Annotated in this window: 19 protein-coding genes and 1 pseudogene; 6 read left to right on the top strand and 14 right to left on the bottom strand. The window is 71.2% G+C overall.

Going from position 1 to position 19,413, the window contains the following annotated elements; translation table 11 throughout:
• Positions 1-71 precede the first annotated feature (71 nt).
• The 3 genes and pseudogenes from AMYNI_RS47895 to AMYNI_RS0101050 all read left to right on the top strand — a co-directional run bounded on the left by AMYNI_RS47895 (position 72) and on the right by AMYNI_RS0101050 (position 2,226).
• On the top strand, positions 72-1,307 hold the full coding sequence (locus AMYNI_RS47895; protein ID WP_084628195.1) for an HNH endonuclease signature motif containing protein: 1,236 nt from the start codon (positions 72-74) through the stop codon (positions 1,305-1,307).
• A 54-nt stretch (positions 1,308-1,361) separates the two neighbouring features.
• Positions 1,362-1,713: pseudogene (locus AMYNI_RS47890) on the top strand (short-chain fatty acyl-CoA regulator family protein); the annotation flags it as partial.
• A gap of 51 nt (positions 1,714-1,764) precedes the next feature.
• Positions 1,765-2,226, top strand: coding sequence for a GNAT family N-acetyltransferase (locus tag AMYNI_RS0101050; protein WP_020666102.1), 462 nt, complete (start codon positions 1,765-1,767; stop codon positions 2,224-2,226).
• Positions 2,227-2,241: 15 nt separating this feature from the next.
• Here the strand turns inward: AMYNI_RS0101050 and AMYNI_RS0101045 are convergent, their stop codons facing one another.
• Positions 2,242-2,973, bottom strand: a complete 732-nt coding sequence (locus AMYNI_RS0101045) for a TetR/AcrR family transcriptional regulator (RefSeq protein ID WP_020666101.1) — start codon at positions 2,971-2,973, stop codon at positions 2,242-2,244.
• Between the two features lie 128 nt (positions 2,974-3,101).
• On the opposite strand from AMYNI_RS0101045, the gene AMYNI_RS0101040 reads away from it, so the two are divergent.
• Entirely contained in the window at positions 3,102-4,496 is a 1,395-nt protein-coding gene (locus AMYNI_RS0101040) for a serine hydrolase domain-containing protein (protein WP_020666100.1), read from the top strand.
• 25 nt (positions 4,497-4,521) lie between these two features.
• Here the strand turns inward: AMYNI_RS0101040 and AMYNI_RS0101035 are convergent, their stop codons facing one another.
• The 5 genes from AMYNI_RS0101035 to AMYNI_RS0101015 form a co-directional block, all read right to left on the bottom strand.
• The gene (locus AMYNI_RS0101035; protein WP_026359919.1) at positions 4,522-5,739 is read right to left on the bottom strand and encodes a serine hydrolase domain-containing protein; all 1,218 of its coding nucleotides are present in this window, start codon (positions 5,737-5,739) and stop codon (positions 4,522-4,524) included.
• Positions 5,740-5,853: 114 nt separating this feature from the next.
• Positions 5,854-6,780: a hypothetical protein gene (locus AMYNI_RS0101030; RefSeq protein ID WP_040405416.1), complete on the bottom strand. Its 927-nt coding sequence runs from the start codon at positions 6,778-6,780 to the stop codon at positions 5,854-5,856.
• A gap of 2 nt (positions 6,781-6,782) precedes the next feature.
• A complete protein-coding gene (locus AMYNI_RS0101025; RefSeq protein WP_245573843.1) occupies positions 6,783-7,313 on the bottom strand; it encodes a SigE family RNA polymerase sigma factor in 531 nt (176 codons plus the stop codon).
• Between the two features lie 79 nt (positions 7,314-7,392).
• On the bottom strand, positions 7,393-8,595 hold the full coding sequence (locus AMYNI_RS43215) for a glycosyltransferase 87 family protein (protein WP_020666096.1): 1,203 nt from the start codon (positions 8,593-8,595) through the stop codon (positions 7,393-7,395).
• 48 nt (positions 8,596-8,643) lie between these two features.
• Positions 8,644-9,111: a VOC family protein gene (locus tag AMYNI_RS0101015; protein ID WP_020666095.1), complete on the bottom strand. Its 468-nt coding sequence runs from the start codon at positions 9,109-9,111 to the stop codon at positions 8,644-8,646.
• Between the two features lie 61 nt (positions 9,112-9,172).
• Between AMYNI_RS0101015 and AMYNI_RS0101010 the strand changes: the two genes are divergently transcribed.
• A complete protein-coding gene (locus tag AMYNI_RS0101010) occupies positions 9,173-10,144 on the top strand; it encodes a helix-turn-helix transcriptional regulator (RefSeq protein ID WP_020666094.1) in 972 nt (323 codons plus the stop codon).
• Between the two features lie 9 nt (positions 10,145-10,153).
• Here the strand turns inward: AMYNI_RS0101010 and AMYNI_RS0101005 are convergent, their stop codons facing one another.
• From AMYNI_RS0101005 to AMYNI_RS43210, 5 genes are all read right to left on the bottom strand, one after another.
• Positions 10,154-12,193: an iron ABC transporter permease gene (locus tag AMYNI_RS0101005; protein WP_020666093.1), complete on the bottom strand. Its 2,040-nt coding sequence runs from the start codon at positions 12,191-12,193 to the stop codon at positions 10,154-10,156.
• Complete coding sequence (locus AMYNI_RS0101000; RefSeq protein ID WP_020666092.1) at positions 12,193-13,158, bottom strand: ABC transporter substrate-binding protein; 966 nt, start codon at positions 13,156-13,158, stop codon at positions 12,193-12,195. Before AMYNI_RS0101000 ends, AMYNI_RS0101005 begins: the two co-directional genes overlap by 1 nt.
• Positions 13,159-13,175: 17 nt before the next feature.
• Positions 13,176-13,991, bottom strand: coding sequence for an ABC transporter ATP-binding protein (locus tag AMYNI_RS0100995; RefSeq protein WP_026359918.1), 816 nt, complete (start codon positions 13,989-13,991; stop codon positions 13,176-13,178).
• Positions 13,992-14,075: 84 nt separating this feature from the next.
• Positions 14,076-14,669: an NADPH-dependent FMN reductase gene (locus tag AMYNI_RS0100990; RefSeq protein WP_020666090.1), complete on the bottom strand. Its 594-nt coding sequence runs from the start codon at positions 14,667-14,669 to the stop codon at positions 14,076-14,078.
• Complete coding sequence (locus tag AMYNI_RS43210; protein ID WP_020666089.1) at positions 14,666-16,027, bottom strand: MFS transporter; 1,362 nt, start codon at positions 16,025-16,027, stop codon at positions 14,666-14,668. The genes AMYNI_RS0100990 and AMYNI_RS43210 overlap by 4 nt, the downstream gene beginning before the upstream one ends.
• An 86-nt stretch (positions 16,028-16,113) precedes the next feature.
• Between AMYNI_RS43210 and AMYNI_RS0100980 the strand changes: the two genes are divergently transcribed.
• Positions 16,114-16,740, top strand: coding sequence for a TetR/AcrR family transcriptional regulator (locus AMYNI_RS0100980; RefSeq protein ID WP_245573842.1), 627 nt, complete (start codon positions 16,114-16,116; stop codon positions 16,738-16,740).
• Here the strand turns inward: AMYNI_RS0100980 and AMYNI_RS0100975 are convergent, their stop codons facing one another.
• The 3 genes from AMYNI_RS0100975 to AMYNI_RS0100965 form a co-directional block, all read right to left on the bottom strand.
• Positions 16,741-18,228, bottom strand: a complete 1,488-nt coding sequence (locus AMYNI_RS0100975) for a DHA2 family efflux MFS transporter permease subunit (protein WP_020666087.1) — start codon at positions 18,226-18,228, stop codon at positions 16,741-16,743.
• 287 nt (positions 18,229-18,515) lie between these two features.
• Entirely contained in the window at positions 18,516-18,854 is a 339-nt protein-coding gene (locus tag AMYNI_RS0100970) for a glutaredoxin domain-containing protein (protein WP_281170243.1), read from the bottom strand.
• Positions 18,855-18,881: 27 nt separating this feature from the next.
• The gene (locus AMYNI_RS0100965; protein ID WP_020666085.1) at positions 18,882-19,409 is read right to left on the bottom strand and encodes a hemerythrin domain-containing protein; all 528 of its coding nucleotides are present in this window, start codon (positions 19,407-19,409) and stop codon (positions 18,882-18,884) included.
• Positions 19,410-19,413 lie beyond the last annotated feature (4 nt).

Below are 19,413 nucleotides of genomic sequence, written 5' to 3'. Positions count from 1 at the left end.
TTTGTCCTCTGGCGGTTTTTGTCGGGGTTCGGCGGTATTATGGAGGTACATTCGAAACTACGGGGGTTCGCATGTTGTATGTTGATTTCAGTATGTTGCCGCCGGATTGGTTGTCGTCGATGAATGCGGCGTCGATTGAGCGGCTCGATGTGTCGCAGGCGGTGGGGGTGGTGATCTCGGCTCGGCGGGCGATCTGTCGTATGCAGGCGGTGCAGGCTCAGGCGATCGCGCAGGTCAGCCGTGCTCGTGGTGGTGCGCGGTGGGTGGCGGATGAGTTGGCGCCGGAGTTGCGGTTGTCCCGTGAAACGACCGCAACCCGGGTAGCCTTGGCGAAAGCGTTGGTGTCCCGGATGCCATGTCTGTTGGCCGCGATGACCGAGGGCGAGTTGGATATCGAGAAGGCTCGTCAGGCGTTTGATGGGGTGGCGGTGTTGTCGGACGAATTGGCCCGTCAGGCGGATGAGATTCTGTCGGCGCGGATTGGTGAGAAGAATCCGAGCAACTGGCGGAAAACGGTGACTCGCGTGGTGGCGAGTCTCGATCCGGAAGGCCAGCAGGCGCGGGCTGAAGCCCGCAGGAAGCAGCGGCGGGTCGAGTTGCACCACGAGCCCGACGCGATGGCCTCACTGTGGGCCTACCTCCCGGTCGAAATCGCGACCGCCGTGTATGCCCGCATCGACATGCTCGCCCGGAAGCTCCGCGGTGGCGATGAAACCCGCACGATGGACCAGCTTCGAGCCGATGTGCTGGCGGAGTTGCTGCTCGGCAAGGGCTGGGAAGGCTTGGCTGCTCAGGTGTTCATCCATATCCCGCTCGATACCGCGTTGGGTATCCGCGATGACGGCTGTGAGCTGGTCGGTCATGGCCCGATCCCCGGTGAGATCGGCCGCCAGGTCATGAACCAGCCCGGTTCGGTGTGGCGGAAGGTGCTGACCGATCCGGTGTCGGGCACCGTCCGCGATATCGGCCGCAAGAGGTATCGGCCACCGGCGGACTTGGCCGAACTGGTCCGAGTGCGGGATCGCACCTGCCGTGCACCGGGCTGCAACCGCCCCGCGCAACGGTGCGACGCGGACCATTGCACGCCGTGGTCGGAAAACGGGGACACCTGCGAACAGAACCTGTGCTGCCTGTGCCGTCACCACCACCGCTTGAAAGACGAGCCCGGCTGGAAATTCGAGTTCGACCCCGAAACGGCCGATTTAACGGTCACCACCCCCACCGGCCGCACCTACACCACCAGACCCGAACCACTGCTCGATCCGCCACCACCTCCGAAGATCACCGACGAGCCACCACCTTTCTAGTGCTCTGTCCAGATAGGTTTCATGGACAGAGCACTAGTGGACGAGCCCGCCGAGAAGCTCGCCGCCGAACTGCGGCTGCATCCCGGCGAGGCCTTCCGGCTCGCCTCGGAACCGGCGGTGCTGGAGGCCGGCGACGTGAGCGGCCGGTTGGCCGGGAACTGGCCCTACAGCGGGGAAACGGCGCGGCGGCTGGCGCGGATTGGGCTGGCCAACTACTACGCCGGCGCGCTCGTGCTGCCGTTCTCGTTCGTCCGGGTCGACCAGGCCGGCGACATCTCCAAACGCCAGTCTGCCACTCGCCCGCACGGTTACCCGCGGCGCGGGTGGGCACGGCGATCCCGGCAAGACCTTCGCGATCGGCCTCAGCTGCGAAAGCTGCGAACTGCGCCACGCCAGCAGCCTGGTGCCCTATCCGCCGCCGGACTGAGCGGGCGCTGGGCCGTGGCAAGATCGGCGCATGCGGATGAAGATCGTGCGCGCCGACCTGGGCGACCCGCGGGTCCGGGCGTTCCTGCAGGCGCACCTGGACGACATCGCGCCCACGGCGCCGGTGGAGAGCCAGCACGCGCTGAGCCTGGCCGAACTGGCCGATCCTTCGGTCCGGCTGTGGATCGGGTGCGATGGCGACGAGATCGTCGGCACCGCGGCGTTGACGGAACTGAAGCCGGGGCACGAAGAACTGAAGAGCATGCGCACCGATCCGGCGCGGCGGGGCGAAGGCATCGCGCGCAGGATGCTCGAGCATCTCCTCGACGACGCCAGAACCCGCGGTGTCACGCGCATTTCGCTGGAAACCGGCAGCATGGACTTCTTCGCCCCCGCCAGGGCGCTCTACGCCGGCGCGGGCTTCGCGCCGTGCGGGCCGTTCGGCGACTACGTCGCGGATCCCAACAGCACCTTCATGTCCCGCCTGCTTTGACCGCGTACCGGCAGGTCAGCTGGTGGGGATCAGACGGGCCGCGAGGCCGTGCAGCACGCAGTCGAGCCCGACCGCGAACTCGCCGTCGCGGGTGGCCGCCAGATTCTGGCCTCGCTGTGCGGCATACAGCCTGCGCTGTCGCGGGTGGTCCCGCACCGCTCGTTCGGCGGCGGGCCAGAGGCGCTCGGCCCACTCCTGCTCGCCCTGTCCGCTGCGCGCCAGCGTGGTCAGCCACGCGGCTTCACTGGTCGACAACCCGATGACGTAGGCGAAGACGGTGTTCATCGCCTGGTCGGCCGCCTCCAACGGGAAGCCGCCTTCCTCGAACACGGCGAGAATGGCTTCGGTCAGCCGGATCAGGTTCGGCCCGAGATAGGCCACGCCCGCCTCGCCGAGCACGGAGACGAGCCACGGGTGGCGCAGCACCGTCGCCCGGATGCTGTGCGCGCAGCCGGTGACGGCCGCCAGCCAGTCCGCGCCGGGAACCGGTAGCTCGACCTCGCCGTAGACCTCGTCCACGACCAGCTCGATCAGCTCGTCCTTGTTGGCCACGTGCGTGTACATCGAGGTTGCCCCGGCATTGAGCAGGGTGCCGAGTTTGCGCATGCTCAGCGCGTCGATGCCCTCGGCGTCCATCAACCGCAGCGCCGCGGCGACGATCTGCTCCCGGCTCAGCGACGGCTGTTCCCGCCGCTGCCGTGGGGGACGGGTCCACACCGAGGGAAACGGCTGTTCTTCGGCCGGCATCCGGTCTCCTCGCCCTCGCTCGCAGCTGCCCGAACAGTGTACGTCCTTGCGAACATGGCACGGTGTCCGTACGGTGTGCGGTTGTCCGCACACTGTTCGATGTGCAGGTCGGAGAAGGGATTCCCGTCATGGCAGCACCGCAAATAACAGCACCGCGATTCGACGTCGACCGGTGGCAGGCCAGGCTCGACGAGCTGCGCGCCGCCCATCACGTCCCGGCGGCGACGCTGGCCGTGCTGGCCGGCGGCACCGTGCACGAGCTGGCCAGCGGCGTGCTGCACCGGGGGACCGGGGTGCCCGCGACCCCCGGTTCGGTGTTCCTGGCCGGGTCGCTCGCCAAGGCCTACACCGCCACGCTGGTAATGCAATTGGTCGACGCCGGCGAGCTGGACCTGGACGCGCCGGTGGTCGGCGTGCTGCCGGAGTTCGGCACCCCGGACCCGGAGGCCACCGGGAAGATCACCATCCGCCAGCTGCTGTCGCACACCGGCGGGGTGACCAACGACTTCCAGTACGACTCCGGGCGGGGCGACGACTGCCTGGCCAAGTACGTCGCGGCCGCCAGGGAGGTGGCGCCGGCCTGCCCGCCGGGCACGGCGTTCTCCTACGGCAGCCTCGGTTACGCCGTGCTCGGCCGGCTCATCGAGGTGCGCACCGGGCAGACCTGGGACCGGGCGCTGAAGGACCGGCTGTTCAGCCCGCTCGGGCTGGAGCACTCGATGACCCTGCCGGAGGAGGCGCTGCGGTTCCGCGCGGCCATGGGCCACATCGGCGGGCCGGGGCAAGATCCCGAACCGGCCCCTGCCTGGGACCTGATGCCGCGCTCGGCGGGGCCGTACGGCCGGGTCATCGTCTCGGCCGGTGACGTGGCCCGCTTCGCCAAGATGCACCTGGACGGCGGGGTCGCCGAGGACGGCACCCGGGTCCTGTCCGCCGCCTCGGTCGCCGCCATGCAACGGCGCGAGGTGGACAGCCCGGACAAGTGGACCATGTCCGCGGACGCCTGGGGTCTCGGCTGGACCCTGCACGACTGGAACGGGGTCTTCGGCTTCGGCCACGACGGCAGCGCCGTCTCGCAGCACTCCTACCTCCGCGTCATCCCGCAGACGGGCGTGGCGATCGTGCTGCTCACCAACGGCGGCGACGTCGCCAGGCTCTACACCGACCTGTTCGCCGAGCTACTGGCCGAGCTGACCGGGGCACGTACGCCGGCCCCGTTCGCCCCGCCGGCGAACCCGCCCGAGGTGGACCTGGCACCGCTGCTGGGCAGCTACCGGCGCGCGGGAGTGATCACCACCATCAGCCGGGGCGATACCGGCGCCCGCATCCGCTACGAGTTCGTCGACGGGCTCAAAGACGTGTCCCCGCCGCTGGAAGCGGAGCTGGTGCCGCTGTCGCCGACGGTCTTCGCCGCACCGTTCAACCTCGGCGGCGAGACCTACAGCCCGGTGGTCTTCTCCACGCTGGTCGACGGCACCCCGTGCGTGTACGTCTTCATGCGCGCCACCCCCAAAGCCGCATGATCCGGACACGCCGGGGCGCCGCCGGCTACTGGTTGATCAGCCGGCGGGCCAGGCTCGCGATCGGCTGCACGGTCTGTGCCTGGTAGTTGCTGAGGATCACCGACACCCAGCCGCGGTCCGGATACATCCCGAGGTCGGTCGACGCGCCGCCTGTGCTGCCACCGGAAAGCCCGTAGTTCCACTCGTTCCGGTCGGTGAGGCTGGCTATTCCGCCGTAGGCCTTGAAGCCGGTCGGCCGGTCCTGCTCGCCCGGCTCCGCCGCGGTACCTGCGCGTGGCCGTGGTCCGCCGATCGGCAGCTTCCCGTCGAGGAGGAGCCCGGTGAACGCCGGTTCGAGCAGCTTGTCGCCCAGCAGGGCGCGCACGAGGCGGTCCATGTCGGCGCAGGTGGAGAAGGCGCCACCGGGCCCGGTGCCGATGAACACGTGCTCGTCGATGGTGTCGACCCGCTCGCCCGACTCCTCCTTGCGGTAGGGCCGCGCGATGCGCTTGTCGCCGCGCCATTGTGCTGTGGTGTAGAAGTCCGAGCCGGTCATGCCGGCCGGCCGGAAGATGTGCTCGCGCTGATAGTCGAAAAAGGACTGTCCCGATGCACTGGCCACGATCTCGCCGAGCAGGTGGAACCCGGAGTTGCTGTACAGGTCGCCGGCACCGGGCGGGAAGGCGAGGGTGGACCGCCGGACGAAGTCCGTGGTGCCGGCCACGACCTGTTCGACGGTGGTCCAGGTCCGCGCGGTTTCCCAGTAGCCCGGCATCGCGTGGAAGTCGCCGAGGCCGGAGCCGTGGGTGAGCAGGTGGTGCACGGTCACCGTGTCCGCGATCTCGGCGGGGAAACCGCTGACGTGGCGGCCGAGCGGGTCGCCGTAGGCGATCTTGCGCCGCTGCACCAGCTGGGCGACCGCGATCGCGGTGAGCAGCTTGGTCACCGACGCGAGGCCGAAGATGGTGTCCGGTCCGTTGGGGACCGACTGCGCCTTGTTGGCCATGCCGTACGAGCGGGCCAGCACGGGCCTGCCCCGGTGGGTCAGCAGCAGGCTGCCGGAGAACTCGTCCTTGGCGGCCAGGTCCGCCACCAGCCGGTCGAGTGCGCCGCCCGGCTTGAGGTCGTCGGGTATCCGGCCGGACGTGGAGTCGGTACTGGTCTGGGCGGCCTTGGCGATCGCCGGGGCCGCACCGGAGATGACGGCGGCACCGGCGGCTCCCGCCATGCCGAGCACGGTGCGTCGAGAGGGGCGAGTGGTCATGCGTGATCCTCTTTCTCAGGCCGTTCTGCGCGTGACAGCGTGTGATAGCGGCCCTCAGATCTACCCGCCGGCACCGATCCGGAGCCGATCGCCGGACCATACGAGATCCATAGGTCAGTTCAGGCGCACGGACGCGGCCAGGTCGCGCAGGAGCGCGGCGGGGGCGCGGCCGGGTCGGTCCACCGAGGCGTAGGCGGCGACCCCGCCGCCGAGGTCGAGGATCGTCGCGCTGGTGTCGTCCACTTTGGACAGCCGCCCGTTGATCTCGGTGTTGGCGGTCATGCCGGGGTCGGCAGGGCGGATGCCGACCGAGATCGCGTCCGACGCGGCACCGCGTTCGTCGTAGCGCAGCCGGGTCGACGGCTGCCGGTCCGACGCGCCGTAGCGCTGGTCCACCCCGGCCAGCGGCGCGCCGGCGGGCAGCGGCAGCTCGAACGGGACCACCACCGGGTCGGACACCCCGGTGGTCACGCTCTCCGCGACCCGGTAGGCCTGCGTGCGGGGATCGTCGCCGGTGGCCGGCACGTTCGCGACCGCCCACGCCCCGTCGCCCCACTGCCAGCCCAGCTCGACCCGGCCTGGCTCGGCCGGGTCGAGCCAGACCGCGGAACGGCCGTAGACCTCGGGCGCGGCTTCGCCCCTGGTCTCGGTCAGCCCGCCGCGGGGGAACAGGGTCACCGTGGCAGCCGGGGTCGCGGGATCGGCGGTACCGGCCCGTTTGAGCTGCACGACCTGGCGGAAACGCGTGTTCTGATAGGCGTACGGGGTGAACCCGGCGGCCGAGCCGACCCGCAGCTCCCGGGTCAGCACGTCGAACTCGCCTGGCGCCGCGGCCACCGGCAGGTCGGCCGGATTCCGTGTCCAGCCGGCGAAAACGGTGACCCCGGCGGTGATCAGCACGACCATCGCGACGGCGGCCAGCGATCGCCCGCGACGTCGGCGCCGACCGGCGCGGATCGCACTGGCCAGGTCCACCCCGCCGCCGGTGGCCGTCTCGACGTCGCGCAGCGGCGCGAGCAGCCGGTGACCGTCCTGCTCCATCATCACTCCATCCCCAACGCGGTCAGCGGGCGTTCGCCGAGCTGTCGCCGCAGCGCGCCAAGTCCGTTCGAGGTCAGGCTCTTCACGTTGCCCTGCGAGCAGCCGAGCTGCCGGGCGACCTCGGCGATCGGCAGGTCGCAGAGGAAGCGCAGCACCAGCGCGGCCCGCTGCCGCGGTGGCACCCTGGCCAGCGCCGCGTGCAGGACGGCCTTGGCCTCCCGGTCCGGGCCCGGTGGGGCGGCGGGTAGCGGGGTCTGGTCCGGGCGGCCGGTCAGGCGCACCCTGGCCGCCCAGCCGCGGCGCTGCTCGTTGAGGAAGGTGCGGACCACGATGGTGCGGACGTAGGCGTCCAGGTTGTCGGCGGCGGCCGCCTTGCGCCAGTGCACGTAGAGCCTGGTGATGGCGGCCTGCACGATGTCGTCCGCCCGGTGCGGGTCACCGCAGAGCAGGTAGGCGATCCGGTGCAGCGCCGGCAGCCGCGCGGTCACGTACTCGGTGTACCGCTGCTCGTCCTCGCTCCGCACCCGGCTCACCCCCTCACCGACCATGACACCGCCGGCCCCGACGACGGTTGTGTGACGCACGACATAGCGGCGTGTGGCTGCTTGGCCGTCAGGTCATCGTGCCGGACGGCCGGAGTCTGAGCCGCCAGGCGAACCAGCCCAGTCCGGCCAGCGCGAGCAGCAGGTAGCCGTTGCCGAGCAGGTGCTGCCCCAGGTTCCAGTCCAGTTCGCGGTTCCGATCCGAGGCCACCATCGTGTGCGGGCCGATCAGGAAGACCACCGCGAGCAGCACGACCAGGAGCCGTGTGCGCGCCGACCGTGCGCGCGCCGCCAGCAGCACCAGCGCGGGCACGATCCAAACCCAGTGGTGCGACCACGAGATCGGCGAGATCACCAGTGCCGCGGTGGCGTTGACGACCATCGCCGTCGGCGCGTCCACCCGTTTCATGATCACCACCGCGGCCGCCACCACCAGCAGCACGAGCAGGCCGCCGAGCAGCAGGTGCCCAGGCGAGGGGAGCCCCAGCCGGTTCAGCTCGGCCACGATCGTCTGGTTGGTGGCGTACGGCGAGCCGCTCATCCCGGACGCCCCGAACACCACGTCGGTCCAGTACCGCAGCGAGGCCGCCGGAGCGACCAGCACGGCCGCCGCGGTCGCCCCCGCGCCGGTCAGCACGATGGTGCGTACCGTACGGAAGTCCTTGCGCACCAGGAAGAACAGCAGGAACGCGGCCGGGGTGACCTTGATCGCCGCGGCCAGCCCGATCAGCAGCCCGCGTGGCCACGGCGGCCGGCCGAGGCAGTCGGTGGCCACCAGCGCCATCAGCCACAGGTTCACCTGGCCGAATCCCAGGGTGGACCGGACGGGTTCGAGCACCAGCGCGGCCGGCAGCGCCACCGCGCTCGCCACCAGCGCGGCCTGCCCGCCCCAGCCCGGCCGGACCCGGCGGATCACCATGTACAGGGTCACCGCCAGCGCGACGGCCGACAGCAGCAGCGTGCCGGTGGCGGCGACCGGCCATGGGGTCAGCGCCATCGGGGTCAGCACCAGCGCGGAGAACGGCGGGTAGATGTAGGGCAGCACCGACCCGGTCGTGGTCGGCGGCAGCTCGCCGTAGAGATCGCGGCCCGCCAGCAGTGCCCGCACCCCGGACCGGTACACCTGCAGGTCGACATAGCCACCGGACCTGCCGGCCAGCATGGCGGCCACCAGCACCACCGCCGGCACCAGCAGGCCGAGCCACGGCTTGCTGGTGCCGGCGCACCGGGTCCGTCCTTTGTGGAGGGTCTTGTCCAGTACCTCGAGTTTCATGCCCCGCTGACACCGCGGGCACCCCGCCCGGATGTGTGACGGCCGCCACTAGTCCAGGCAGAACTCGTTGCCCTCGGGGTCGGTCATCACGATGTGGCCGGGGCTCAACGGAGCGGCCTCGTCGCGGCGTACCCGGGTCGCGCCGAGTGCGACGAGCCGGTCGCATTCCGCTTCCAGCGCCGCCATCCGCTCTTCGCCCTGCAGCCCGGGGGCCGCGCGGATGTCGAGGTGGACGCGATTCTTGGCGACCTTGTCCTCCGGAACCTGCTGGAAGAACAGCCGTGGGCCCTGCCCGTCCGGGTCCTCGACGGCCGATCGGGCGTTGCGCTGCTCCTCGGGTACGCCGATCTGCGCGAGGAAGTCGTCCCACGCGGCCAGCGGGTCGGCGCCCTCGGGCAGCTCGACCCCGGGCGGGCCGGGGTAGCAATAGCCCAGTGCGTCGCGCCAGAAGGACGACAGTGCCCGCGGGTCGTGGGCGTCGAAGGTGATCTGAATGTCGCGGCTCTTCGTGTTCATGGAGTAATCCTTACCGCCCTAGCGGACAGGATCGGTCCGCTATCTTGGCGGAGTGAGCGAAATGGACGGTGCCGAGCGGGGGACGACGGAACGGGTGCTCACCCTGCTCGGGCTGCTGCAGCAGCGGCAGGTCTGGACCGGGCCCGAGCTCGCCGGCCGGCTCGGGGTCACCGCGCGCACGGTCCGCCGTGATGTCGAGCGGCTGCGCACGCTCGGCTATCCGGTGCAGGCCAGCCAGGGTGTCGGCGGCGGCTACCAGCTCGGCCCCGGGCAGGACCTGCCGCCGCTGCTGCTCGACGACGAGGAGGCGATCGCCACCGCGGTCTCGCTGCTCGCCGGCGCGGGTGGCGCGGTCGCCAGTGCCGGCGACGCCGCGCTACGGGCGCTGACCAAGCTCGACCGGGTGCTGCCCACCCGGCTGCGGCACGAGGTGCGCGCGCTTTCCGGCTCGGTGGAGTCCTTCGGCGGAGGCCGCACGCTGGTCGACCCCGAGGTGCTCATGACGCTGGCCAGAGCCTGCCGCGACGAGGTCGAGACCGGCTTCGACTACCCGTCCAGCGGCGACTTGCGACGGCGGCGGGTCGAGCCCTACCGCCTGGTCGCCTCCGACCGGCGCTGGTACCTGCTCGCCTACGACCTCGATCGCGACGGCTGGCGCAGCTTCCGCGTCGACCGGATGACCGAGGTGTCCGCGCGGACCTGGCGCTTCCGTCCGCGCGCGGCCCCGGACGCGGCGACCTACGTGCAAGAGGGTGTGGCGAGCCGGGCCTACCAACACCAGGCACGCTTCCTCGTGCACGCGCCGGCGGACACGGTGCGCGAGCAGATCCCGGCGTCGGCGGGCGCTGTGCGATCGCGGGGGAGCGAGCGCTGCGAGGTGCTCAGCGGCGCCGCCAGCCTCGACTTCGTGCTCATGCACATGGTCCTGCTGGGGCACGAGTTCGAGGTACTCGACCCGCCCGAGCTGAGGAATCGTTGCCGCGCGCTGGCAGCGAGGCTGCTCTCGGCCGGGGCGGCCCCGGAGGAGTCCTGAGCCGCGGCTTCAGGTTCGGGTCCGCCAGAGGACGAGCACGAAGTACGGCGTGCCGACGAGGGCGATGACCAGACCCGCGGGGATCTGGGCGGGCGCGATGACCGTCCGGCCCGCCGTGTCCGCCACGCTCACCAGCACCGCACCGAGCGCCGCCGCCACCGGGAGCACCCTGGCGTGCCTGCCGCCCACCAGCGACCGCGCCAGATGCGGGGCGACGAGCCCGACGAACGCGACCACCCCGATCGCCGACACCGCCGTCGCGGCCAGCGCGCCCGCGGCAACCAGGATCACCAGGCGGGACCGTTCGATGCGCATCCCCAGCACCCTCGGGGTGTCTTCGTCCAGGCTGTGCAGGTCCAGTTCGCGGTGCCGGGCCCAGAGCAACGGGGTCAGCACCGCCAGCGCCAGCACGACCGGCAGCACCTGCTCCAGGGTGCGGCCGTAGGTCGAGCCGGAAAGCCAGGTCAGCGCCTTGGCCGAGTTCCACGGATCGGAGACGGTGATCAGCAGCGTGATCAGCGCCATCCCGGCCGACCATACCGCGATGCCGATGATCACCAGCCGGTCGGAGTCCAGCCCGGACCGCCAGGCGAGTCCGTAGACGAGCGCGAACACGACGGTGGCGCCGGCACCGGCGGCACCCGCGATCTGCCAGGCGCCCGCCATCGGGACGACGGTGATCAGGGTGATCGCGCCGAGTCCGGCGCCGGCGGTGATGCCGAGCAGACCGGGCTCGGCGAGCGGGTTCCGGCTCACCGACTGGATCCCGCAGCCCGCGACCGCGAGCGCCGCACCGGCCGCCAGCGCGGCCAGCACCCTGGGCAGCCGCTGGTCGAGCACGAAGGTCAGCGCGGTGCCGGTGCGGCCGGTGAACCAGTTCGCCAGATCGCCGAGCAGCACCATCCGGTCACCGAGCATCAGCCCGGCCACGGGGGCGGCGACGAGCAGCACCACCAGACCGGCGGTGGTCAGCACCAGCCTGCGCCGCGACCCGGCCACCCCGACGCGCCCGGCCGGGGCTGGGCGGCGCGAACCGCTTGCCCGGCCGCGCCGGGCCAGCCAGACCAGGACGACGGCGCCGACAATCGTGGTGACCACCCCGGTCGGCACCCGCACCGCGTCGGCCGAACCCATCGCCGCGCGCAGCACCACGTCCGCGCCGAGCACGGTGACCACGCCGACCAGGCCGGACAACGGCAGCAGCATCCGGTGTTTGGCGAGCGGCACCAGCAGCCGGGTGATCACCGGCGCGCTCAGCCCGACGAACCCGACCGGGCCGGCGACGGTGACCGCGGCGGCGGTCAGCGCCACGGTCAGCAGCACCGCGCTCACCCTGGTCCGGCGCACCCGCAGGCCGAGCACGGTCGCGTTGTCGTCGCCGAGGGCGAGGATGTCCAGCTTGTGCCCCATCGCGATGAGCGCCGCGACGGCGAACACCACCACCGGCGTCAGCTGGGCGGTGGCACCGAGATCGCTGACCGTCAGCGAGCCGCTGCCCCAGGCGAACAGGCCGGTCGTCTCCTGCTCGAACATCAGCAGCAGCAGGATCGTCAGCGACTGGCACGCCAGCATCACGGCCGAGCCGACGAGCACCAGCCGCGGACCAGCCGAACCGCCGCCGGCGAGCCCCAGCACGATGACGGCCGCGCCGAGCCCGCCGCCGAACGCGGCCGCGCCCGCGGGCAGCGCGGGCAGGCTGAGCCCGAACGCGGCGATCGCGACGACCGCGAAATGGGCGCCCGCGTTGACCGCGAGCGTGTCCGGCGAGGCGAGCGGGTTCCTTGCCACGGACTGCATTCCCGCCCCCGCGACGCCCAGCGCGACGCCGACCAGCAGTGCGGCGAGCAGCCGGGGGATACGCGAACCTTCAAGCACCGCATGGGTTTGCGCGTCACCCTCGCCGAAGATGGCCTTGACGATGTCCAGCACGCCCGCCGACGACGTGCCCTGCGTCAGGTGGACAGCGGAGAGCACGGCGATCCCCGCCACCAGCACCGCCGCCACCACGGCCGTGCGCACGGCTTGCGGCGCACGCACTCGGGTGGTCATCAGGCGGTGGCGGCCTTCGCGAACTGGTCGGCGATGCCGATGACGGACTTGGGGCCACCGAAGATCCAGGTGCCCGGCGCCAGCTTGGTGATCTTGTTCGAGGTCACGAACGGCAGCCGCTGCCACACCGGGTTCTGCGCCAGCCCGGTGCTGAACACGTCCTCTTCGGAGGCGCTGTAGAACAGCATGGTTTTCGGGTCGGTGATCGCGGTCAGGCCCTCGACGTCGGTCTGGCCGAGGCCCCACTGCGGGTCGACCTGACCGGTCCAGGCGTTGCGCATGCCCACGGCCTCGGCGATGTCGGAGACCAGGGAACCCTTGCCGAACGGGCGGATGCTGACCGTGCTGCCCTCCAGCCAGCCGTCGGCCATCAGGAACGGCGTGCCGGTGGCGCCCTTGGCCTCGACGGCCTTCCTGCCGTCCGCGAGCTTGGTGTCCATTTCGGACAGCAGGCGGCCAGCTTCGGCCTCCTTGCCGACGGTCTTCGCGATCAGCTCGACGTCCTCGCGCAGCCGGTCCAGGTTGCGGCTCGCGTCGCTGGACTTGGTGACCACGACCGGCACGTACTTCTCCAGCTGCGGCACCAGGGTCGAGTCGCGCTCGGCGGCCATGATGACCACCTCGGGGTTCAGCCCGACGATCGCGTCCACGCTGGGCTCGTTGCGCTTGCCGACGTCCTTGACCTCCGCGGTGAGCGGGGCGGTCTTGTCCCAGGTGTTGTAGCCCGCGGTGTCCGCGGCGCCGACCGGCATCACCCCGAGCGAGGTGACCATCTCGGTCTCGCCCCATTCCAGCACCACCACGCGTTTCGCGGGGGCCTTGAGGTTGACGGCCTTACCGCGCGAGTCGATCACCGTCACCGGGGCGCCGGCGCTCTCGCTCGGCGCGGACGCCGGGGTTTCGGTGGTCCCGCAGGCCGACAGCAGGATCGCCGCCGCGATCAGGGCAGGGGTCAGTACGCGCATGCTTCTTCCTGGTTTTCTCAGGCGGGCCGGGGCGTGTGCCGCCCGAGTGGCCTGCAGTGGATCGCGCCCGTGACCGGGTCGTTCGCGACATGGACGGTTACGCCGTAGGCCAGCGAGAGGTGTTCGGCGGTGAGCACCTGCCCGATGCCGCCGGAGGCCATGATCCTTCCCTCGCCCAGCAGCACGACGTGGTCGGCGATGATCGCCGCGTGGTCGAGGTCGTGCAGCACCACACCGACCGCGACGCCTTCGTCGGCCAGATCGCGGACCACATCCAGGATCTCCACCTGGTAGCGCAGGTCGAGATGGTTGGTTGGCTCGTCGAGCAGCAGCACCGAGGTCTGCTGCGCGAGGCAGGACGCCAGCCACACCCGCTGTAGCTCGCCGCCCGACAGCTCGTCCACACCCCGTTCGGCCATCGCGGTCACGCCGGTCAGCTCCATCGCCCGGCGGATCGCCTCGGCCCCGTCGGTGTCCATCCCGCGCCAGCCGGAGCGGTACGGGTAGCGGCCGTAGGAGACGACGTCGCGGACGGAAACCCCGGTGGGGGTGGGGCGCTGCTGGGTGAGCAGCGTTACGTTGCGGGCGAACTCCTTGCCGGACAACGCGTTCGGCCCCCAGACGGCCCGGTCGCCGAGCCGCACCTTGCCCTCGCGGGGCCGGTGCAGGCGGGCCAGGGAGCGCAGGAGCGTCGACTTGCCGGAGCCGTTGGGGCCGACCAGCGCCGTCACGGTGCCGGTGCGAAGCTCGAGGGATACGCCTTCCACCACGGCTTGTTCGTGATGCGCCAGGACCAGGTCATGGCCGTCGAGCAGCACGTCTTCCGCAGGCATGAGGGTAGCCTAAACTAAGTACTCGCGATGGCCGGTCGGGGGCGTCCACTTTCGACTCCGACAGCCGGATCGCGACCGGCGTGCCTAGCCGGGGTAGGGGCTTTCGGCGCGGGCGTGGCGCAGCGCCTTCGCCCACCAGGTGAGCTGGTCCAGCAGGGCGGTCGCGGCGGCGTCGGTGCCGGCCCGGTCGTGGGGTTCGCCGTGCTCGTCGAACTGTTGCGGCGCAAGGTAGAAGCTGACGGTTTCCCGGATCGTCGCGGCGTGCAGTTCGGCGAAGACGCAGCGCAACGGTTCGACCGCCCGCAGCCCACCGGCGAACCCGCCGTACGAGACGAAGCCGACCGGTTTCGCCTGCCATTCCAGGTAGACGGAGTCGATGGCGAGCTTGAGCGACGCCGGGAAGCTGTGGTTGTACTCGGGCGTGACGATGACGTACGCGTCGGCGTTCCCGATGCGCTCGGCGAAGGCGCGCACGTCGGCGGAGGGGTACTCGCCGGTGGTCACCGGGTGTGCCTGGTGCACGACCGGGAGCGGCACTTCGGCGAGGTCGATCGAGTCGATCGTGAGGTCGGCACGCCGGCCGGCCCGGTCGGTGAACCAGCGGGCGACGACCGGGCCGAACCGGCCTTCTCGGGTGCTGGCGGTGATGATGCCGATGCGTACGGGATTTGGGTTCACAACAGGTCCTTTCCTGATCGGTGGCCGGCGGCCAGCACGACGACAGCGGTGCCGGCGGCGAGCGCGGTGCCGGTGAGGTGCCCGGCCCGGTAGCCGGAGATGACGGAGCCGGCGTGTGCGGTGACGGCCGAAGCGACCGTGGTGAGCACGGCGATGCCCAGGGCGAAACCGATCTGCTGCGCGGTGTTCACCACACCGGAGGCGACTCCCCGGTCGTCGTCGGTGACGTTCGCGGTGGCGCCGACGGTCGCGGCGACGAAGGCGATCCCGAGGCCGAAACCGCTCAGCGCGAAGCCCGGCAGCACGGTTCCCCAGTAGTCACCGTCCGGTCTGGCGAACATCCCGAGCAGCGCCGAACCGAGCCCGGTCAGTGCCAGCCCCGCCGTCAGCACGCGACGTGCCCCCAGCGCCGGGACCAACCGCGCGGCCAGCGCCGACCCGGCGAGCACCAGCGCGCTGTTGGGGAGGAAACCGAGACCGGTGAGCAGTGGACTCAGCCCGAGCGTTCGCTGGACGTAGAGCGTGGTGAAGAACAGCGCGGTGGCCACCACGCCGGCGAGGACGAGCATGGCCGCGTTGGCGAGCCCGGTACCGGGTGCGGCCAGCAGTCGCGGTGGCAGGAGCGGGTTCGACACCCTGGTCTGGCGCACCGCGAAAGCGACCAGCAGGACCACCGCGGCGGCCAAGGTGGCGATGGTCGAGACGGCCGTGGTGCCCGGCTCGGTAGCGCGGGTCAGCCCCACGATCAGCGTCCCCAGCCCGGCCACGGACAGCGCCGAGCCGGCGAGGTCGGGAGCCTGCCGCGGTCCTCGTGACTCGCTCAGCACCCGGCCCGCGCGCAGTCCGGCCCACAGCCCGGCCGGCACGTTGATCAGGAAGACCCAGCGCCAGCCGGCGGTGTCGGTCAGCGCGCCGCCGACCAGCAGCCCGGAGTCGCCCGCCGCACCGCCGACCGCGCCCCACGCGCCGAGTGCTCGCGCCCGCCCGCGGGGGTCGGGGAAGACCGTCAGCACCAGCGCGAGCGCGGCCGCCGACACCAGCGCGGCCCCGGCTCCCTGCGCGAACCGGGCCACCAGCAGCATTTCGCCGCTGACGGCGAGGCCGCAGGCGAGCGACGCGACGGTGAACGCGGCCAGGCCCGCGACCAGCGTCCGGCGGCGGCCGAGCCGGTCGGCCAGCCGCCCGGCGCTGAGCAGCAGCGCCCCGAAACTGAGCGCGTACAAGGAGATCACGTACTGGAGACCGGATTCGGTGAACCCGAGCTCGGCACCGACGGTGGGCAGGGCGACGGTCACGATCGTCGCGTCCAGCACGACCATGAACTGCGCCGCGCACAGCACCGGCAGGGCACGGCCCACGACACACCTCCAAACGGATAGCTATCAGCTTCCTGTCGACCAGGTAAGCTGATAGCTATCCGTTTTGTCAAGCCGTGGAGGTGGCAGTGCCCAACTTGCCCAACTTGCCCAAGGCGTCCAAGTCACCGGAACCGCCGGAAAGACCGGCTCGGGAACGGGCCAACGCCGCGAAGACCCACGCCGAACTACTCGCCGTGGCCGAGTCGCTGGTCAACTCCCGCGGGGTGGCCGCACTGTCGATGAACGCGGTGGCCGCCGCGGCGGACGTGGGGGTCGGCACCGTCTACCGGCGCTTCGGCGACCAGGGCGGTTTGGTGGAGGCGCTGATGATCCACCGCGAACAGCAGCTCCAGGACGCCATGCGGGCCGGGCCGCCGCCGCTGGGACCGGGCGCCCCGGCGCCCGAGCGCATTCGCGCCTTCCTGCACGCGTACGCCGACGTCCTGGATACCTACGCCCCGCTGATGGCGGCGGCCGAAGCGACCATGACACCCGGCCGGCGCTTCCGCACCGGGCCGTACGAGGTGCACCGGCAGCACCTCGCCGCCCTGCTCACCGAGGCCGGCCGGCGAACGCGGGCCGACTACCTGGCCGACGCGCTGCTCGCTCCGCTGGCCGCCGGCCTGTTCACCCTCCAGCGCCACGAAGAGGGCAACAGCCTGGAGTCGATCAAAGACGGCCTGGACGCGCTCGTATCCGGCCTCGACCGCTGATCAGGAGCTGACCGCGTCGGCCACCTCGGTGGATTCGCTGGCTTCGGTGGGCACGGTGGATTCGGTGGCCGGGGTGCGGCGGATGAACAGCGACGCGATCACCGCGAACACACCGACGACGCCGGCGACGATGAACGCGGTGCGCAACCCGCTCGCGTCCGGGCTGCCGGACGGGTCGGCGCTGCCGAGGGTGGCCACGCTGACGAAGACCGCCGTGCCGAACGCGCCGGCGACCTGCTGGAGGGTGGCCAGGATCGCGCTGCCGTGCGAATAAAGGTGATCGGGCAGCACGCCGAGCGACTCGGTCATCAGCGGGGTCATCATGAAGCCGAGGCCGGCCATCAGCAGGACGTGGATGGCGATCACCGCGGCCAGCGGCGAGCCGGGGCCGAGCGCGGCGAACAACCACACCGACACCGCCATCGCCACCGCGCCGGGGATCACCAGCGGCCTGGCGCCGAACCGATCGAACAGCGCCCCGACCGGGCGGCCGAGCAGGCCGAGCGCCAGTCCGCCCGGTAGCACGGCAAGGCCGCTGACGAAGGTGCTGGTGTGCAGCACGGTCTGCAGGTACAGCGGCAGCATGATGGTCGCGACGCCGAGCAGGCACACGAACAGCAGCGCGGTCAGCACCAGTGCGACGACGAAGCTGCGGTGGGTGAACGGGCGCAGGTCGAGCAGCGCGCGGTCGTCGCGCTGCAACCGGGTCTGGCGCCACGCGAATACCGCGAGCGCGACGACTCCCGCCGTGATCGAGGCCCATGGCGGCACCGGATGGGTCCCGCCGGCGGACTCGCCGACCGTGGACAGGCCGTAGAGCACCCCGCCGAACCCGACCGCGGACAGCAGCACCGACGGCAGGTCCAGCGGCACCGCGCGGGTCTGGCTCTCCAGCCGGAACCAGGCCGCTCCGATGGCCAGCGCGGCCACCGCCAGCGGCAGCACGATCCAGAACATCCAGCGCCAGTCCAGCGAAGACAGCACCGCGCCACCGATCGTCGGCCCGATCGCCGGGGCGACGGCGATCACGATGGTGATCGTGCCCATCGTCGCGCCGCGCCGGTGCGCCGGCACCAGCCGCATCACCGAGGTCATCAGCAGCGGCAGCATCACGGCGGTACCGCAGGCCTGCACGACCCGGCCGGCCAGCAGCATCCCGAAGCCCGGTGCGAGCCCGCTGACCAGGGTGCCGAGGCTGAACAGGGTCAGCGAGGTGAGGAAGACCTGGCGCGGGGTGAAGCGTTCGAGCAGGAACCCGGTGGTCGGGATGACCACCGCCATGGTCAGCAGGAAGCCGCTGGTCAGCCACTGCACCGTGGTGGTCGAGACGCCGAGGTCGACGGTGAGGTCCCGCAACGCGACGCTGAGCACGGTCTCGTTGAGGATCATCACGAACGCGGAGACGACCAGCACGGCGATCAGCGGACCGGACCGCGGCGGTGGTGCCTCGCGGTCGGCGGTGGTCGTGTCGGTCGTGGGGGTGGACATGGGTGGGTACCTCACGGAATCGGGGTAGCGGGGAGATGGCGCCGCCGAGCGGCGCTGCTCGACGCGTGCCGCTACCCCGCCGATGGCCGGGGGAACCCGGCGTCGGCGATGATGCGGCCGTCTTGATCAGTGTATACGGCGGTGAAGTGGTGCCTGTCCAACGAGTTTCGACGACGGGCAGGCGAGCTCGGTGGTGCTCGTGTCCGCGTTCGAACAGTTCTCCGGTAAAAGTGTATTCCTTTTTCGGGTGCCCGGATTCCGCTGCCTGACGCGGAGTTCCTGGCCGCTCACCGAGCGCGGCGGAACGGCCAGAAACCGCGGCGGACGGGCTGCGCCGCGTCGAGCAACTCGGGTGCGTGCTCGCGCACCGCGGACTCCAGCTGACCGAAGCTCGGGTTCACCATGGCGTGCGGCCCGATGAACACCGTCGGCACGGTTTCGTTGCCGTCCGCGACCGAGCGCACCCTGGCCGCGGCCTCGGGATCTTCCCAGATGTTGAACTCCCGCACCGGCAGCCCGCTGCGGCGCAGCGGGCGCGCCAGCGCCATGCAGAACGGGCAGCCAGGACGCCAGTAGACGTCGATCGCCGTGATGCCCTGCCCGGTTGCCGGCTGCTCTGTACTCACTTTGGCCTCCACAGTGGACGGTTAGGGCTACTGCTCGTCGTGGTCGTCCTGCCCGGAGAGCAGGAAGTCGGGCCGGTCCGCACGCCACTGCGGCACGTTCATCGAGTTGAGCACGGAGATCAGCTTCTTCTCCTCGTAGGTGAAATGCGTCTCCATGATCGCCGACAGGCCCTCCAGTTCGGCCCGCACGCGCGCCGCCGTCGCCGCGTCCGGGTCATCCGGGAGGTCGCGGAGCAGTTTCTCCAGGCTGCCCAGTATCCAGTCGATCCGGTTGTGGTCGGTCTTCAGCTCGGTGATCACCTGGCGCAGTTCGGGGAACTCCTCGGCGATCACCGGGAACGCGCCGCGGTCTTCGCCGGTGTGGTGGCGGGTCAGGGCGGTGCAGAAGGACAGGCAGTGCACCCGGAGGTCCCGCGGCGGCAGGCCCCGGCCGTCGAAATAGGCGTCGACGTTGTCCCGGAGGTCTTCCAACTGCTCGCGAAGCCAGATGTGCACTTCGATCAACTGGTTGCCGAAGGCGGTGAGGCGGCTGCTCGCCTCGAAACTCGCGGCCATGCTT

It is taken from the genome of Amycolatopsis nigrescens CSC17Ta-90 (genome assembly GCF_000384315.1).
GTDB classification, from domain to species: domain Bacteria; phylum Actinomycetota; class Actinomycetes; order Mycobacteriales; family Pseudonocardiaceae; genus Amycolatopsis; species Amycolatopsis nigrescens.
This window is presented reverse-complemented; position numbering and strand designations above follow the sequence as displayed.

Bases quoted from the DNA above. Each gene is read 5' to 3' on its own strand.
- AMYNI_RS47895 (WP_084628195.1), top strand. From the start codon at position 72: ATGTTGTATGTTGATTTCAGTATGTTGCCGCCGGATTGGTTGTCGTCG.
- AMYNI_RS0101050 (WP_020666102.1), top strand. From the start codon at position 1,765: ATGCGGATGAAGATCGTGCGCGCCGACCTGGGCGACCCGCGGGTCCGG.
- AMYNI_RS0101045 (WP_020666101.1), bottom strand. From the start codon at position 2,973: ATGCCGGCCGAAGAACAGCCGTTTCCCTCGGTGTGGACCCGTCCCCCA.
- AMYNI_RS0101040 (WP_020666100.1), top strand. From the start codon at position 3,102: ATGGCAGCACCGCAAATAACAGCACCGCGATTCGACGTCGACCGGTGG.
- AMYNI_RS0101035 (WP_026359919.1), bottom strand. From the start codon at position 5,739: ATGACCACTCGCCCCTCTCGACGCACCGTGCTCGGCATGGCGGGAGCC.
- AMYNI_RS0101030 (WP_040405416.1), bottom strand. From the start codon at position 6,780: ATGGAGCAGGACGGTCACCGGCTGCTCGCGCCGCTGCGCGACGTCGAG.
- AMYNI_RS43215 (WP_020666096.1), bottom strand. From the start codon at position 8,595: ATGAAACTCGAGGTACTGGACAAGACCCTCCACAAAGGACGGACCCGG.
- AMYNI_RS0101015 (WP_020666095.1), bottom strand. From the start codon at position 9,111: ATGAACACGAAGAGCCGCGACATTCAGATCACCTTCGACGCCCACGAC.
- AMYNI_RS0101010 (WP_020666094.1), top strand. From the start codon at position 9,173: ATGGACGGTGCCGAGCGGGGGACGACGGAACGGGTGCTCACCCTGCTC.
- AMYNI_RS0101005 (WP_020666093.1), bottom strand. From the start codon at position 12,193: ATGACCACCCGAGTGCGTGCGCCGCAAGCCGTGCGCACGGCCGTGGTG.
- AMYNI_RS0101000 (WP_020666092.1), bottom strand. From the start codon at position 13,158: ATGCGCGTACTGACCCCTGCCCTGATCGCGGCGGCGATCCTGCTGTCG.
- AMYNI_RS0100995 (WP_026359918.1), bottom strand. From the start codon at position 13,991: ATGCCTGCGGAAGACGTGCTGCTCGACGGCCATGACCTGGTCCTGGCG.
- AMYNI_RS0100975 (WP_020666087.1), bottom strand. From the start codon at position 18,228: ATGTCCACCCCCACGACCGACACGACCACCGCCGACCGCGAGGCACCA.
- AMYNI_RS0100965 (WP_020666085.1), bottom strand. From the start codon at position 19,409: ATGGCCGCGAGTTTCGAGGCGAGCAGCCGCCTCACCGCCTTCGGCAAC.